Origin of the sequence: Aquicoccus sp. SU-CL01552 (assembly GCF_040365005.1) — a bacterium.
Classification (GTDB): domain Bacteria; phylum Pseudomonadota; class Alphaproteobacteria; order Rhodobacterales; family Rhodobacteraceae; genus Antarcticimicrobium.
In genome coordinates, this window is sequence record NZ_BAABWV010000034.1 from 1 (window position 1) to 14,880 (window position 14,880).

A 14,880-nucleotide genomic window follows, 5' to 3' on the forward strand; every position below is an offset into this window, starting at 1 on the left:
GGAAAAGCGGCGGGACTGCCAACCTGATTACGCCTCCTTCCGCGGGCCGTCGACGCTGCCGGGGCCGCCATCAGGCAAGTGCCTCCCGCCCAGATCCAGGCATTTGCGGCCAGCCGGGGCACATGCGCCAAGACAGACAGGATTGGCGCTGAACTCATCCTGCGCCGCCACAAACAGATCAATCAGACCGGAATTTCTGCTTGACGGCGAGTTTGATCCCGCGTCAACAACCTGACAATGCCGGCTGCCGGCCTATCCCGCTAGTAATTGACCGTAATGACTACGCTGTCGCTATAGACGCCAACGGGCACGGTTTGGCCGCTGTTGATCTGGCCATAGACGGCGATGGACTGGACCGCCCCGGTTCCCGTGCTGGAGGTATCGTTGACACCGCTGGTCCACCCCCAGGGCGCTGTCAGCGTTTGATTGCGGTAGAGGCCGTAGGACAGTGTGTTGCTCCCAGATGTCATTTTTCGCAAACTCGGGTCGGAAACGCCCGGGCCTTGCCCCCCTCCGAGTTGGACCGAGTAGGGCACGCCGGCCGAGCAGGACACATCAATGGTTGTTTGCGCCGCAACAGCGGCTGAAATATTGGTGCCCAACGTCCCGAAGTCCAATGTGCCGGCTGAGACTGTGCAGCTTGGTTCTATGTCGGCGGAGACCATGAAATCGCTGGTGTCCTGCACGCCACGGGAGGTGCAGGAAAGCAGGGTTCCTGCAGTGACCTGGAAATGGGTGCCGGCCGCGAAATTCGAGGAATAGTATCCACCGTTAACAGAGGTCCCGGAATCGATCACTTCCGCGTAGATCGTTTCCTCGTAGACGGTTGAGCCGGACAAGCTCAGCCTGATCCCGGAGATATTGTTCAGAACCGTGCCACCATAGCCGCCACGGTAGAGTTGATAGGCCAATTTGGTGTCATCGGCTCGGCGCATGTAGCGCGGGCTATTTGAAGAGCCCGCTCGTCCGTCACCGGGACCCACTGTGATGCACAGATTGACCAGGCTGACCAGGCCGAGCAGGGCGCTACACTCCACCCGCAATGTGCCCAAGGTGCGCGGCGTACTGCCTCCGCGCACCGAGGTTTCTCCGAAGTTGAAATCGGTCATCGAGGCCGTGCAGGTCGCTGCGGCCGCGCCTCCGGCGAAGGTTGAGAGGACCGCAAGACACAGCGCGACCCGCGCGAGGGCTCGAATTTTCACAAGCATTCCAATTCCAGATACGCTGCCTCGGTTGGCGGAAGATCGAAACGGGCCGTGCATCGCAGAGCCGCGCTGATCACTTCGATTCTGTTCTGTCGCCGGAGTTTTTCCAGCCAGACCTCGCCGTCATAGCCCACCACGAATTCGGACTTCCGTCCGTTGACCACGACTTCGGAGCCGACCGGCACAAAGTTCCCGGTCTTGTCGTGCAGGGCCACAAGTGCGGAAGAGCCGACATCACGGCCCATGCGCAGGGTGGTTCCAGAGCGGCGGGCCGGAACCGCCTGGATGGCGGTGGCGATCACGTTGGCATTGAGCGGCAAGCCGAAGGGATCGACCGAAACGCGGTTCTCCTGATAGGGCACGAGGCCGGCAACCAATGCCTTACCCGTCAATCCGGTTTTTGCGACGGGCTGATTGTTCAACAGGATCGGCACATCGGAAACGCCGAGGTCGACAACCGCGAAACCGTCGCTGATCCTGTTGCCGGCAACCAGCCCCGCCCCACTCAGGGCCAGGGCGCCTTCCAGACTGGCGGCGGCGGCAACTTTCCCATCATTCGCCCGTTGCAGGCGTGCATCGATGACACCGTAACGGCCGCGATAGGATCCGCCAAGGAACGCGCTGTCATCCCCCGCTCCGGTCTTTTCCACGTCTACTCTGTAGGCGGTGCTGCCGACATCCTGATCGAGCGGTTTCCGTACTTGCAGACCTGCACGCCGTTGACCGTTGCTGTCGCGCCGCAAGTCCGAAGAGGCCCGGGTGTGTTTGCCGAGCGGGACGGAGAGCCCCATGGAAAGGCCGAAGTTCTCAGTCGAGACATCTTTGAACCCGGAGACGCGAAAATCGGCATCCTTCCATTTGACCTTCTTGCTGAAAGAACCCGAAAGGATCGTGTTGCGGGTATCCGCCCGTTCGATGTTGATGAGGTTGACGCCAAGCGTTGAAAGGTCCGAGAACAGCGGCGTTGATATCGACAGGACATCCTGCGCTTTGGCCGGGCGCAGCAGATCCGGGCTGGTTGCAGTGCCGTCTGCCAAGGCCGTGACATAGGCGAGATCCGCGTAATCACCGCTATGGCGGGTCGACGAGATCCGAAGATCGACACCGGAAATGTCGGTCCGCAGATCGAAATGCCCCAAGTATCCGGTCTGACCCTGGAACCTGCTGGCGCCGATGGCCAGCCCGAGTTCGGCCCGATTGAAGAGCGCCGAGGATATCCCCCCGCTGGCGGCGATCAAGTGCGAGTTTGCTTCGACGTGACCCTGCAACGTCAGCCGGTCCGTCAGGCCATACCGCAGGCTGGCGATCATCATCCGCTCGTCGCCGTATGCTGAACTGGCTTGCGCGAAGTTTTTGCGCGCGACACCGGCCTCGAAGGAAAAATCCATCTGGCCCCGTCGGAGGAGGTTCTCGGTTGCGAAGAAGCCGATCGTCTTGGTTTCTTCGTTTCCGGCTTCGTCTCTGATGACGATCTGCGCCTCGCCGCTTTCGCCAATCAAAGGGAGGTCGGTCAAGGTGAACGGTCCCGGAGGAACCGTGCCGGACCATGCGTTCACGTTGTTCACATAAACGTCTATTGCGGTGGGGACGGCCGCCGTGTCCGAGTAGGCCAGTTGCGGATCTGTTACGATGTCACTGCGAAGTGAGAAATCGCGCCGGAACTGGATGCCACCCATGCGGATCGCCCGCGTCCAGGATTGCCCGGAAGATATGACATCTCCGGCACTGAAGGTTACAAGGGACCTTGGGCTTGAATAGCTATATGTCGTGTCTTCGCGATGGAATTGCGTACCCTCGAAGCCGAGGCCGCGCGAAGAGACCGATCCGGTGGTTCGCAGCACACCGAAGGGCGCATATAGCCGCCCCTCCAGCGAAGCGAACATGTTTTCCACCTGAAAGCCGTCCGAGAGAACGTTGCTGCCGATGTTGCCCGTCAGGTGATAGTTCAGGAGCGCACCATAGCCGGGCTGCGGCTCGGCATAGGTCGTCCGTGTCCGACCTTTGATGACACGGCGCCGTAGCCGTTCGGGTGCCGCCGAGATCTCGATTTCCTGGGTTGCCGCATCGTAGTGGTAGGACAACCCGGGAATGTCGTCCAGCAACAGGACCGCCCGGGTGGACACCGGGGGCGTCACGCCGATGTCCTTTAGGTCGGCTGGCAAAATTCCTATGCGGTCGACATCTGAAAACCAAACGAACTCGACGATCAAACCGGTCGCCACGCCGTTGAGCGACACCAGAAGGAAAAGTGGCACCCCGTCGTCAGTGGCAGGCCGCACTTCCTCTGCTCGTTTATTGTCCTGGTCGGGGGCGGCTTGCGTGAACGAGGCCGGCTGCAGCGCATTGTCACGCGCCCAAGCGAAGGTCGTCACGTTCGCGCAGGCTGCGGCAAGAGCAACCGATGCCCTGATCACGGCCCCTCCCTTCCAGGCCTGCGACCGAGGTTCTGGTTCTGGAAATCCGGTGTCCAACCGATCGCGACCTCAGCCCCGCACGAAGCAGAGTGGAACGGAATGCCGGATCGTGAATTTGACGGCGGAATTGCGTTGCGACGTGCCGGGCAACTGGTCGATCAGGACGCGATAGCATTCGCGTTGTTGCCGGACGGCTGTCTTTTTCACACGCACAAGGCGGATCGTTGTCTCCTGATTGCGCGAAAGGCGCAGAACCGGGGGACTCGCTATGACGTCCCGGGTCGGGGTCAGGTGGTCCTTTCCCCCAGAGTGCGTCCACCTCATGACGCGGACCTGCCCTTGCATCTGGCCGGGGCCGCCGGATTTCACCGTGAGTGTTGCGTTTCGCTTCGCTCCGCTGACCTGCAGGTTGGTGGGCGAAATCGAAAAGGAATCCGCGACAGCAACGGAAGGGAGGATCGCTGCGGCGAACAAGGTCGCCGCAATCCATTTCGCAAGTTTCATTCCTGATTGCCTTCTCTCTCCCGGCCTATGTGTCTTTGCTTTACGGAAACCGGATTGGCCTGGATGTTGCGGGGGTTAAGGTGCTGTGTAGGTCACCGTAACGGTGATGGAGTCCGAATAGGATCCCAACTCACGCCCCGGCGCTGCGACCGACCCGATCGCACCGTCGATGTCGACCGAGTCCGAATAGGGTCCCGTTCCCGCCAGCGTGAAGCTGGAGCCGATGTCACCGTTTACCGCGACCGGACTGCCTCCGACGGCCAGGGTGTAGGGAATGTACTCGGTTCCGCCATCGCTCATCTGGCGGGTTCCCCCGCTCTCGTAGCTGCCGCCATCGAGAATGACCGAAGACAACGTATTGTCGTCATCGCAACTGATGGAAATGGAGCCCGTGGCAGAGGCCGCCTGGGTTGGTGAGATCTCGCCAAATGCGACAGCCGACGTAGTGACGGTGCATTGCGCGATCACCGTAGCGGTTACGTTCAAGGTGCCTTCCTCCACAGCAGCCTGCGCTGTCGCCGTCAAGAACGCTGCTGTGCTTAAGGAGGTCACCAGAAAGGAACCCTTCAAGAGTGTCATTTCAATAATTCCTTTTTTGTTTTCAACAGATTAACTTGTCGCCGTAAGGTGTTCAAGACCTTGAAGAAAATCTGCCTAGGGTTGTGTCCGCCTCGAGAAATCGGCAGCAGTTTGGACATCGTGTTTCTGACTGAGCGTGGGCAAGCGCATTTCCAGATTTCAGGTTGCAGTACCCCCCCCAAGAGGATTGCCGGGCTTTTGTGACGTGATCGCACCCGATGGTGAAATTCGTTAGGATTCGTCAAACGACTTTCACTTGAACAATAGCCTCGTTACCCGGTCCCAGCACATGTGCCGCACAAGCCAGGCACGGATCAAAACTGTGAATCGTCCGCAGTACCTCAAGCGGTTCATCCGGTCGTTCAAGCATGTGTCTATCCAGCAGTGCGGCCTCGTAGGGGCCGTTCTGACCAGCGCTATCGGCAGGGCCCGCATTCCAGGTTGTAGGGACAACCGCTTGATAGTTTGCGATCTTTCCGTTCTCGATCACCACCCAATGAGCAAGCGCGCCGCGCGGTGCCTCGACATAGCCGATGCCCTGGCATTGAGCCGGCCAATCACGGGGATGCCATGAGTGCCCGTCAAAGGTATGTACGTCACCCGCGCTGACATTGCCCATCAGACGGTCAAACCAACCCTGCATCCGTTCGGCCAAAAGCTTGCTTTCAATACCACGCGCAACGATCCGACCGAGGGTTGAGTACAAAGCATCAAACGGCTGATCGAGTTGCGCCAAGATGCCGGATGTAAAGTCGATCGCGGGTTGGTTCTGTCCTGCATGAAGCAGAACAAGCCGTGCCAAGGGGCCCACCTCAACAGGTTTGCCGCGCCAACGTGGCGATTTTATCCACGAGTAACTCGCGTTCTTGTCCAGGTTTTCAAACGGCGGCCTTGGACCGTCATAGTGAAAATCCGTTTCCCCATCGTAGGGGTGCAAGCCGGCATCCGGACCATCTCTGTAAGTGTACCAGGAGTGGGATACAAATTCCTGCACCTGTTCGGGGTCAGCAAGATCAAGGCTGTGAAGCCTATCCAGGTTTCGGTCGAGAACCACGCCGCTCGGGACGCCAGAGCCGCCAGTGGTGTGGATCCCAAGATCACTATAAGCCATGAAATTTCTCACGCCTTCACCGCGCTTGAACCACTCAGGATAGTTTTGACCAAGCAACACGAGATCCGGCAGGTAAACGCGCTCGACAAACTCTTTCATCTGCGTGATCAACTGCTGGACGCGCGCAAGGGAGCTCAGATTGACAGCGGTGCCATCACCGCCGCCCGGCAATTCATCATTCCCCGAAGAGATGGCGCAAGGGACACCACCAACAACAAGGTTGGGGTGCGGATCTTTACCGCCGAATATAGTCATGACTTTCCCGATTTCTCGCTGCCATGCCAATCCGTCAAGGTAATGCGAGATCAGAATGAGATTGATCTCGGGGGGTAACGAATAACCCGGATGGTCCCACCAGCCATTGGTGAAAATTCCGAGCTGGCCAGACGAGACCAAATTGCTGATGCGGGTTTGGACCGAGGTGAAATGTGCAATATCGTTGACAGGGTAATTCATCCTTTGCGCCAGTTGCGCTGCAACCGCCGGATCAGCCTTTAGCGCCGCAACCGGACTGACCCAGTCAAGTGCCTGCAGGTGGTAGAAGTGCATGACATGGTCCTGCAACATCTGGCATCCGGCCATCAGGTTGCGGATCAACTCGGCGTTTTCGGGAATCTTGATCGAAAGGGCATCCTCAACGGCACGGACCGAGGCGAGGCCGTGGACCAATGTGCAAACACCGCAAATGCGCTGTGCGAAAGCCCATGCATCCCGTGGGTCGCGGCCTTGCAGGATGGTTTCAATACCTCGCACCTGTGTACCAGAGCTCAGAGCTTGAACGATCTGACCCTTGTCATTGATGGTGGCCTCGATCCGGAGGTGCCCTTCGATGCGCGTGAGAGGGTCGATGACGATTGTGCGTTCCTTCATGCCTCAACCGCTTTCCTGTCTGTGAGATTGTCAGCAACCAGTTCCAGCAGACTGCCGATCTTTCGGTCCCAGTTGAGGTCTTTGCCACAGTGATCAAACGTCTGACGGCAGCCCGAGCAACTGACATAAAGCGTGTCCGCCCCGCTTTCCTCAACCTGCCGCGCTTTGATCTGAAAGGCCGTGTCGCGCAGCGGTTTCGCGCGGTTGATCAGCGCCACGCCACCGCCACCGCCACAACACCAATTCATATCGCCACAGTCCGGCATTTCGCGCAGATCGACACCAAGCGCTTTCAGGACCGTACGAGGCGCATCACTGCGCCCGCTGCGCCGCGAGACCTGACAAGGGTCATGGAAAGTACAGGTTTCATCAACTTGATTAAACTGCAAGCTGCCGTCTTCTATACACTCGGCCAGATATTCCGACATATGCAGCACACGAAACGCCAAGGCATGGCCGACCGAATTTGCGGCCTCCCAGCGCATTTCGGTATAGGAATGGCCGCACTCCGGCATGATCAACACCTTGGCCTTGCAATTTGTTGCGGCCTCGACAATCGCGCGTGTCACGCTCTCCTGACCCTTGCGGTCTCCGGCTGTCAGCGACTCGTTGTCGGCGTCAAAACCGTCGGTACGAAAACACCAGGACACGCCGAGGTGGTTCAGAACCTTTGCAGTCGCCGCTACCGAGGCGGGATACATCTTGACGTCGATGGACGACACGGTTGTGACGATATCGGCCTGCTCCTTGTCGACATGCATTATGACGTCGAATTGGTTCCCGATTTCGGTCAACGCGGTGCGAAACTCCTGCGCGGCAATTCCGAAAGGACTCCCGGTGGCGTGTTCCTTTTCTGCGAGCGCGCCGAGATAGTCGGGCGGGACCAGTCCGGCCTCAAACATGCCATGCCGTGCCTTTTCCACGAGGTCGGCGATGTCGATACCGACCGGGCATATCAGCGAACACCGCCCGCACATGTTGCAGGAGTCGTAGATCAGATCTTGCCAGTTTTCGAGTTCTTCAAGCGTTACCTTTGGCGCAAGACCAAACAGCCGGAAGAACGGTGCAAACGGCCCCATCTGGCGCTCATACACCTGTTTGAATGGTTCAATCTTGTGAATGGGTGTGTAACGGGGATCGCCGGTTCCAACATAGAATTGGCAGGCCTCGGCGCATTGGCCGCAGTGAACACAGGCTTCCATGTAGATCGCCGCTTCTCGACCGAAATCCGCGACAAAGCCGTTTGTTGCAGCCTGCAGTCTTGCATCATTTTCGCTTGAGCGGGATTGTGCGAGACGTTTGGTTGCTGGCATCGCATCCTTCATGTGATAGCCCCTTTGTGTCCGAATTTCGCTCCCTGGGCGGCGCGTCCCGCAACAACTAGGACGACATGGGCGAGCTTTCCGAATGGTAACCAGATGAGCAGCGCCTCTACCGAAAGGATATGAATGGCCAACAGCAACTCGTAGCTGACGTAAGTTTCCTCAGCCAAAAGGAGGCCGCTCAGCACTGGCAGGATGGTGAGTCCGAGGCTAAAATAATCGTCAAGGTTCGATAGAAGCCGGAGCACTGGATGGCGCAAACGGCGTATTGCAACGAGAATGAGAGCGGCAAGCGTAAGCCCACTGGCCAGTGAAATGATGCCTTTCGGAAGCGGCGGCCATCCAAGCCCGGTTGCCGTTTTCATCAAGAGGATGTGCGGTGCACCGCCAAGCAGGATGATCAGCAGCCCGAAGTGGAACGTGTAGCTTAACATCAATGCAGGCATCGTCCGGCTTCGGAAGGACCGGTACGGCGATGTCCGGGTCACAATTGTGGTCAGTGCCCCTCGCAAACTGCCTTTCGCCCGCGCCCCCGGGGCGGACAGGTTGCGGCGATATGGCATAAGCAGCACCGTGGAAAGGCGCCAGACAAGGCCGGTAATCATGATGATGACAGACCAGTACAGGCCGGGGCCCCGTGCCAAATCCAGAAGCGTCATGCATCACCCTCCTTCTTCTCCTGCCATTCCTGTGCCACTTGGCGATCAACCGACGAACGAACGCGTCGCGCATTCCAAGCGGCTGCGGCACCTATTGCCAGGCCGGCAGCACCCGCGCCCGCCGCGGTTCTCCACGGTGGCGCATCGCCACCCGACAGCGATGTATAGAAACCGCCCTTGTCCCAGAAATCGGGTTCCGAGCAACCCAGGCAACCGTGACCGGATTGGATTGGATAGCTGGTGCCTCCACCCCATTTCAGGCTGGCGCAGGCATTGTGGGTAACCGGGCCCTTGCAGCCCAGTTCGAACAGACACCAGCCTTGGCGCGCGCCGTCATCGTCAAAACTCTTGGCGAACTTGCCCTGGTCGTAAAAGGGTCGCCGATAACACTGATCGTGGATCGTGGTCCCGAAATACGCAAGCGGGCGGCCGTGCTCATCAAGATCGGGCAAGCGCCCGAAGCTCAGAAAATTGACAAGCACACCTGTCAGCACCTCTGGGATCGGCGGGCAGCCGGGAATATTGGCGATCGGTTTGTCGCCTATGACATCCGCGATACCGACAGCACCTGTAGGATTGGGTGCGGCCTTGGGCAGACCGCCATAGGCGGCGCAGGTGCCAATGGCCAGGATCGCCTTGGCATCGCGGGACAGCTTCTGCAACAGATCAAAGTCACTTCGACCACCCGTCATGGCATAGACGCCATCGTCGGCGACAGGAACCGAGCCGTCTATGACGAGAAGGTAATCGCCCTTGTTGTCGGCTGCGGCCTGAAACAAGGCATCTTCGGCCGTTGTGCCAGCCGCAGCCATCAGCGTTTCCTGATAATCCAAAGAAATGAAGTAAAAAATCAAAGTTTCCAGATCAGGGCTTTCCGAGCGTGTCAGGCTTTCGAGGCAGCCGGTGCATTCCTGGAAGGAAAGCCATATCACGGATTGGCGCCGCGTCTTGGCCAACCCTTGCGCAATCGCAGCCGACATTGAGGGCGGAAGCGCCAGGCTCGTGGCCATAGCAGTCGCAAATTTCAGCAAGGTGCGCCGGCTGATCCCACGTCGTTCCAGTTCCTCGCCAAGGGTCTCTGAACTAGGCATTTGCTGGCCCTCCTGAACTGGAATGATCATTTGTCATCGCTGCGGCTGCGGCCCTCATCTCGCTCCGTCCGGCCGAAACGATACTTGGCACGTCGCCAACCTCGACAAGATGGGCGATCAGATCCCCTGATGGGTTACGATGTTCGACCCGCCAGAGGCCCGCATGGGCGGTTTCTGTTATGCGGCTCTCGCCGAGTGCATCAAATGAGATCGTGATTTCGCCCGTTCCAAGTTGCTGCTCGAGTTCCAGCAGGTCTTGATCCGTCAGAGGAATACGATGCAGGTCGATGCTGTCCCGAACGCCGGTTTCCAGAAACTTTTCCAACAAGGCGCCCAATTCGCCCATCAGCGCGGCAACGATGCCATTTTCACTTGGCGATGTTTCCATGAAGTCAGCCATGGCCCCGCACCGCCCATTGCCTTTTGATGTCAAGGATGGCTGCAATCGCCGCAGGAATTGCGGCGGCGACAACGGGGCTGAGCTCTTCACCCCAGTCGATATCCTGAGGCTGAATGACAACGATAGCCAGCCGTTCGGGCAAGCGCTCCTCTAGTCGTAACAGGCCAAGCAGATCGAGCAGACCAGCTTCGTGTACAGTCGACCGAGTGCCGCCTGCGAACCAACCCTCGATATCGTTGGGGGTGAGGGTATTCACCGTACCTGGTTGTTCTTTCAAATCGGCTGCGTCCACGATGATGCAGGTGTTGGCATCGGCAATCAGGGCCGACAGGCGGAAGCCCATGGTCCCGCCATCGACGATTTCCAGATCATCTGTCTCGCCGACGTGGCGCAGCGCCTCAACAACCCGAACGCCGACGCCGTCGTCACCTAGAAGTGTATTGCCCAGTCCGAGCACGAGGGCGCCTTGACGGTTGGCCACCCAGTCTTTCACAACCGGATAGCCATTTGTTTCATGAACAATCACCGATCACGATTCCGCGGCCGCGTTTTGCCCTGCGACCCGTCCAAAGACCAGACAATCAATGATCGCGACACTTCCCAGACGGCTGGCACCATGAACGCCACCCACGACCTCACCCGCCGCATAGAGACGTGGGATGACATTCCCATCCAAATCGACAACCTGAGCCTTGCTGTTGATCTCGATTCCACCCATCGTGTGGTGAATTTTCGGCCAGACATGCATTGCATAGAACGGTGGTTCGGTTATCGGTCGCACGTTGTCGAGAAACGTCTTGCCGAATTCCTCGTCGTGACGATTTGAAACAAAGCCGTTGTAACGCTCGACCGTCGCGGCAAGCGCATCTGCCGGTATGTCATAGTCTGCAGCCAGTTCCGCAAGAGTATCAAACTTTTTGACAACACCGTTCTTGAGATCCTTCTCCAGGCCCCACCAGATGAACTTGGTGCCGTATTGATCACAAATCGCAACCGATGGGTGACCGATCTTGAGCTCGGCATCTGCCCGGATTTTTCGGTCGGCAAGCTCATTTACATATCGCTTGCCCGTTGAGGGATCGACCATGATGCCATACGGGAAGGCAGAACCGCCGGCAAAACCGGGCCCAGTCCCCATTCCCTCTTCGTCCGGGCTGGCCCAGGGGCCAAGTTGAATCCAGCTCAGCTGCACCGGCGCGGCCCCTACTTTCAGAGCGGATTTCAGGCCCTCTGCGGTCGCGCCTGGATGGTTCGTGGAATCGAATGCATCCGTCAAACGTGGATCCTGAATCGTCCGAAAATGCAAATCACGTGAGAATCCGCCGGAGCACAGCACTACAGCTTTCTTGGCACGGATGTATTTCTCGGTGCCGCTGTCGGTCTCGGGGTGGATATAGCCATCGCGAATGCAAATGCCCTGAGTGACACCGTCAGCGTCTTGAAGCAACCGGGTCAGTTGTCGGTTATATTCAATCTTGACCCCAAGTTTTTCCAGGGCGGCCACCTGGCGGTTGACGATCTCTGACCCGTGACCGTTCTTTGTTTGCAGGGTGCGCGCCACCGAATGGCCACCCAAGATATTCACTCGGTCGGCATATTCTGCCCCGAGTCTTTCCACGGTCCAGTTGACGGTCTCACTGGATTTCTCTGCAACCGTACGAGCCAGTTCGACCATATTAAGGTCAAGTCCAGCCGCCAACATGTCTTTCAGCATCAACTCGGGAGAATCCTTGACGCCTTGTTTCTCCTGCCATTGAGACGCCGCTGCCGCCACTTGCCCGCCATTGATCATGGAATTGCCACCCGGCTTGTCCATCTTCTCGATGACTTTCACCGATGCGCCTGTATCGGCAATCTCGATGGCGGCAGCCAAACCCGCGAAACCGCTGCCAATAACGACAACATCGGTGTCTTCGTCCCACTTCTCCGGTACTGCGGTACCGTTTCCCATCCTGGTTTCCGACTGACTCATTGTGAACTCCATATCTCCTGAGGCGACGTGAAAGTTGTGCTTTCTCACCAATGGCCTGACCGCGCCCGCCCGAAGGCGAGTTGACATGAGGCCACTCTTAACGACACCAGATTGACGGCTTCCGATGTGTTCAGATTGACGAATGTCAATTCGCACATTGCCATTGGTGGGGATTGCCTGGTTGTCACCGGGAATCCCGTCGGCCGGCAGCGGTTTTTGGTGATCAAACGGATTCCTCAACCCCGCCTGAATGGGTAGCGTTTCGCCCGATCCACGCTTTCCTGCGTTGTCTGGGCCTAGCATCGCTTTGCCCACAGCTTTCGAGAGGTTGGTGACCGTCCTGGCGAGTGTTGCGTCCACTGTCGTTGGACCTGCGCCACCAAGCCCAGAAATGAGCGAATGACCGGATAGAGGGGGCGCACAGGTCGATCGGAAAACGAGAGCAAACCCAGGACCGTTTCAAACCGGGTCGCCAAGTGAGGAAATACTCGAACGCCCGAGATGCGGCCGCAAACCTGTTCCGGCCGGTTGCCACAAGTTGATCGCCGGCGTTTAGTGCCGAAAGCGAGCCGCCCCGTTCCATCATTGGGTCAAATACGCAGGCGTGTTGGCCCCTGAAAAGATTCCTGTTTATCGCCGTTTGGGAGGGCGAAACCACCCTGGCGATCCTCTCGCCCGGCGATCTGCAGGCCGGCCTTGCAAAGCGCCGCAATTGCGCGGTTGGCGATTTCATCGCAAAGGCAGATCGCATCGAAATACCGCCTCGTAAACGTCTCGGCAGCCGGCGCGGCGGCCAGCAACCGCCCCTTTTCGACCTTTGCGGCATCCATATCGCCCGCCTCCACGTGGAACCAGACAAGAAGGGAATGGAAGCCGAAGGTATCCGGCATGGGGTGCTTTTTGATCTCCGCGATCGCCTCGTCGGGACCCCGCGTCATCATGAGAAATGTCGCCTTCGGAATATGATACCAATTGGGGTGCAGCGGATTCAGGGCCGCACCGCGATCCAGCAACGGGATTGCCTCATCCCACTCTGCAAGCCTGACAAAACAAATGGCAAATGTCGCCAACATGTCGGAATGGCTTGGGTTAAGATATAACGCCCGCCGTACGGAGGTGCGAAAATCGCCAAACCGTCGGGCATGAAAGTATGCAAGCGCCATGGATTGATGTGCCATAGCGCTTTGAGGGCCAAGGCGTACTGCAAGAGAGGCACATTCCATCGCCCGATCAAGCCTTGCGGGATCGCCAACATCAGGCGACACGGCGCGATACTGTTCGATTGCGATCATTGCGAGAGCGGCATGAGCCTCCGCTGAAGTGGGGTCAGACTTCACCGCATTCATAAGGCCCGTTTCGATGTCATCGCGTGCCTTTTTATCTAGCTGAAAGCCATTCTGAAAATACCGGGATATCCAGGCGTGGGTAATCCATTTGATCGTGTTTCCCGTGAATCCGGCCTGCTGCGCATAAATCCCGATCGGGCCGTATTCCACTGCGATGCGTGCAGCGATGCGCGTAGCCATCTCGTCCTTTAAACCGTTGATATTTCCTGCATCCCACCGCATTTCGATGCTGTCGGTCATCAGGACTTCGTCCACAGCCGCATCTATCAGCTTGAAATGTGTTTCAATTAAATCATCATGGATACGAAAGCTGCCTTCCAGAACAAAATCGGGATAAAAAAGATCATACATTTGTGCAATGCTCATATGATCCAGCTTGGCTTTCTCTGTCGTCGATCGTGAAAAAACGGACAGACCGCTGAAGCGAGAAAGGTTTGAAATCACCCCTTCGGCCAACTCGAGCGAAATGAAATCATAATCTTTCTCAAAGCAGAAGCGATCAAATGGCAAGACCGCGATTGATGGTTTGCGGGTCACTTTCGGGCGCAGGGTGGCGGTCGCATCTGATGGCCTTTCGTCATCACATGACGTGGAAAAGGTTGGTGCATAGCCGCCCTTGGAAATACTGATATGAATCGGATCGTCCTTGGCGCTCTGCGTGTAATACCGGTCCAGTTTCTGACGTAATGCGCGCGCCTGGACCCGAACTATGGTGTCCGTCTGGGGATCGAAATCTGCCGGCTTGTCAAAGACGTCCACACCGATCGTGTAGCCTTTCAAATGATCGGAACGTCCCGCCAGGGCTTCCTCGACCAGATAAGTCAGGAACCGCGACAGGCGTGGGGCATTGGTGAACTCCCGGCTGCCGATGATCCGGGCCAGCTGGGTCCTGATCGAGTCGCTCGGAAGTGCATTCGTCAACTGCATGATCTCGCTCATCATGTAATCCACTTGGTCGCTGGCGTCACAGAGCGTCCCTGACTTTCGAAGCAGCTAAGGCAGCCTGCGAAACCTAGCAGCAACTTCCATGCGCTGCTGGACGGCAGTATCGGAGGTTGAAGTGCCGCCGCCGCTCAGGAGACGATTAGTAAGTAGTCTGACGATCACCGGGCCGCCGGACAACGGAAATGCGGGCTTGGAGGAAAACTACCAAGTTACAGAAAATAAAGGGAAAAATATGGAGCCAGTCGAGTTTTCGTGGAAGGGTATTTTCCATTTTCCCGAAAGGGTGGAGGCTTCCTGCACAGCAAGAAAGGGCACGGGCTTCCGACCTCCAGTAGGGTATCGTCAAGTTGTTGGCGGAAATCCTGCCTGCCGGTGGCGGTTTGCGATGATCAACCGGGTTTCTCGCCGTCGTCTGAGAGGAGCCCCGATGACGACAGCACGGCGAAGACAGCTGACCTGCCT

At 57.8% G+C, this 14,880-nt stretch carries 13 protein-coding genes; 1 reads left to right on the plus strand and 12 read right to left on the minus strand.

Annotation, left to right across the window (positions count from 1 at the left end):
- Window positions 1-260 precede the first annotated feature (260 nt).
- From ABWV23_RS22010 to ABWV23_RS22065, 12 genes are all read right to left on the minus strand, one after another.
- Complete coding sequence (locus ABWV23_RS22010) at window positions 261-1,262, minus strand: Csu type fimbrial protein (protein ID WP_353351800.1); 1,002 nt, start codon at window positions 1,260-1,262, stop codon at window positions 261-263.
- On the minus strand, window positions 1,199-3,619 hold the full coding sequence (locus tag ABWV23_RS22015) for a fimbria/pilus outer membrane usher protein (protein WP_353351802.1): 2,421 nt from the start codon (window positions 3,617-3,619) through the stop codon (window positions 1,199-1,201). Before ABWV23_RS22015 ends, ABWV23_RS22010 begins: the two co-directional genes overlap by 64 nt.
- Before the next feature lie 69 nt (window positions 3,620-3,688).
- The gene (locus tag ABWV23_RS22020) at window positions 3,689-4,123 is read right to left on the minus strand and encodes a fimbrial biogenesis chaperone (RefSeq protein ID WP_353351804.1); all 435 of its coding nucleotides are present in this window, start codon (window positions 4,121-4,123) and stop codon (window positions 3,689-3,691) included.
- Window positions 4,124-4,198: 75 nt separating this feature from the next.
- Window positions 4,199-4,702: a spore coat protein U domain-containing protein gene (locus ABWV23_RS22025; protein ID WP_353351806.1), complete on the minus strand. Its 504-nt coding sequence runs from the start codon at window positions 4,700-4,702 to the stop codon at window positions 4,199-4,201.
- Window positions 4,703-4,943: 241 nt separating this feature from the next.
- Window positions 4,944-6,683: a nickel-dependent hydrogenase large subunit gene (locus ABWV23_RS22030; RefSeq protein ID WP_353351808.1), complete on the minus strand. Its 1,740-nt coding sequence runs from the start codon at window positions 6,681-6,683 to the stop codon at window positions 4,944-4,946.
- Window positions 6,680-8,008 (minus strand): (Fe-S)-binding protein, encoded by a 1,329-nt coding sequence (locus tag ABWV23_RS22035; protein ID WP_353351810.1) that lies wholly within the window; start codon window positions 8,006-8,008, stop codon window positions 6,680-6,682. Before ABWV23_RS22035 ends, ABWV23_RS22030 begins: the two co-directional genes overlap by 4 nt.
- A complete protein-coding gene (locus ABWV23_RS22040; RefSeq protein ID WP_353351812.1) occupies window positions 8,005-8,664 on the minus strand; it encodes a hypothetical protein in 660 nt (219 codons plus the stop codon). Before ABWV23_RS22040 ends, ABWV23_RS22035 begins: the two co-directional genes overlap by 4 nt.
- Window positions 8,661-9,785: a hydrogenase small subunit gene (locus ABWV23_RS22045; protein ID WP_353351814.1), complete on the minus strand. Its 1,125-nt coding sequence runs from the start codon at window positions 9,783-9,785 to the stop codon at window positions 8,661-8,663. The genes ABWV23_RS22040 and ABWV23_RS22045 overlap by 4 nt, the downstream gene beginning before the upstream one ends.
- Window positions 9,748-10,155 (minus strand): hydrogenase expression/formation C-terminal domain-containing protein, encoded by a 408-nt coding sequence (locus tag ABWV23_RS22050; RefSeq protein ID WP_353351816.1) that lies wholly within the window; start codon window positions 10,153-10,155, stop codon window positions 9,748-9,750. The genes ABWV23_RS22045 and ABWV23_RS22050 overlap by 38 nt, the downstream gene beginning before the upstream one ends.
- Window positions 10,148-10,681 (minus strand): hydrogenase maturation protease, encoded by a 534-nt coding sequence (locus tag ABWV23_RS22055; protein WP_353351818.1) that lies wholly within the window; start codon window positions 10,679-10,681, stop codon window positions 10,148-10,150. Before ABWV23_RS22055 ends, ABWV23_RS22050 begins: the two co-directional genes overlap by 8 nt.
- Window positions 10,682-10,684: 3 nt before the next feature.
- Window positions 10,685-12,487: a flavocytochrome c gene (locus tag ABWV23_RS22060; RefSeq protein WP_353351821.1), complete on the minus strand. Its 1,803-nt coding sequence runs from the start codon at window positions 12,485-12,487 to the stop codon at window positions 10,685-10,687.
- A 230-nt stretch (window positions 12,488-12,717) separates the two neighbouring features.
- Entirely contained in the window at window positions 12,718-14,412 is a 1,695-nt protein-coding gene (locus ABWV23_RS22065; RefSeq protein ID WP_353351823.1) for a tetratricopeptide repeat protein, read from the minus strand.
- A gap of 88 nt (window positions 14,413-14,500) precedes the next feature.
- Between ABWV23_RS22065 and ABWV23_RS22070 the strand changes: the two genes are divergently transcribed.
- A partial coding sequence (locus tag ABWV23_RS22070; protein WP_353351825.1) for a hypothetical protein occupies window positions 14,501-14,880 on the plus strand: 380 nt, incomplete at its 3' end.

Coding starts and splice junctions, on each gene's coding strand:
- ABWV23_RS22010 (WP_353351800.1), bottom strand. CDS start 1,262: ATGCACGGCCCGTTTCGATCTTCCGCCAACCGAGGCAGCGTATCTGGA.
- ABWV23_RS22020 (WP_353351804.1), bottom strand. CDS start 4,123: ATGAAACTTGCGAAATGGATTGCGGCGACCTTGTTCGCCGCAGCGATC.
- ABWV23_RS22025 (WP_353351806.1), bottom strand. CDS start 4,702: ATGACACTCTTGAAGGGTTCCTTTCTGGTGACCTCCTTAAGCACAGCA.
- ABWV23_RS22030 (WP_353351808.1), bottom strand. CDS start 6,683: ATGAAGGAACGCACAATCGTCATCGACCCTCTCACGCGCATCGAAGGG.
- ABWV23_RS22035 (WP_353351810.1), bottom strand. CDS start 8,008: ATGAAGGATGCGATGCCAGCAACCAAACGTCTCGCACAATCCCGCTCA.
- ABWV23_RS22040 (WP_353351812.1), bottom strand. CDS start 8,664: ATGACGCTTCTGGATTTGGCACGGGGCCCCGGCCTGTACTGGTCTGTC.
- ABWV23_RS22045 (WP_353351814.1), bottom strand. CDS start 9,785: ATGATCATTCCAGTTCAGGAGGGCCAGCAAATGCCTAGTTCAGAGACC.
- ABWV23_RS22050 (WP_353351816.1), bottom strand. CDS start 10,155: ATGGCTGACTTCATGGAAACATCGCCAAGTGAAAATGGCATCGTTGCC.
- ABWV23_RS22065 (WP_353351823.1), bottom strand. CDS start 14,412: ATGAGCGAGATCATGCAGTTGACGAATGCACTTCCGAGCGACTCGATC.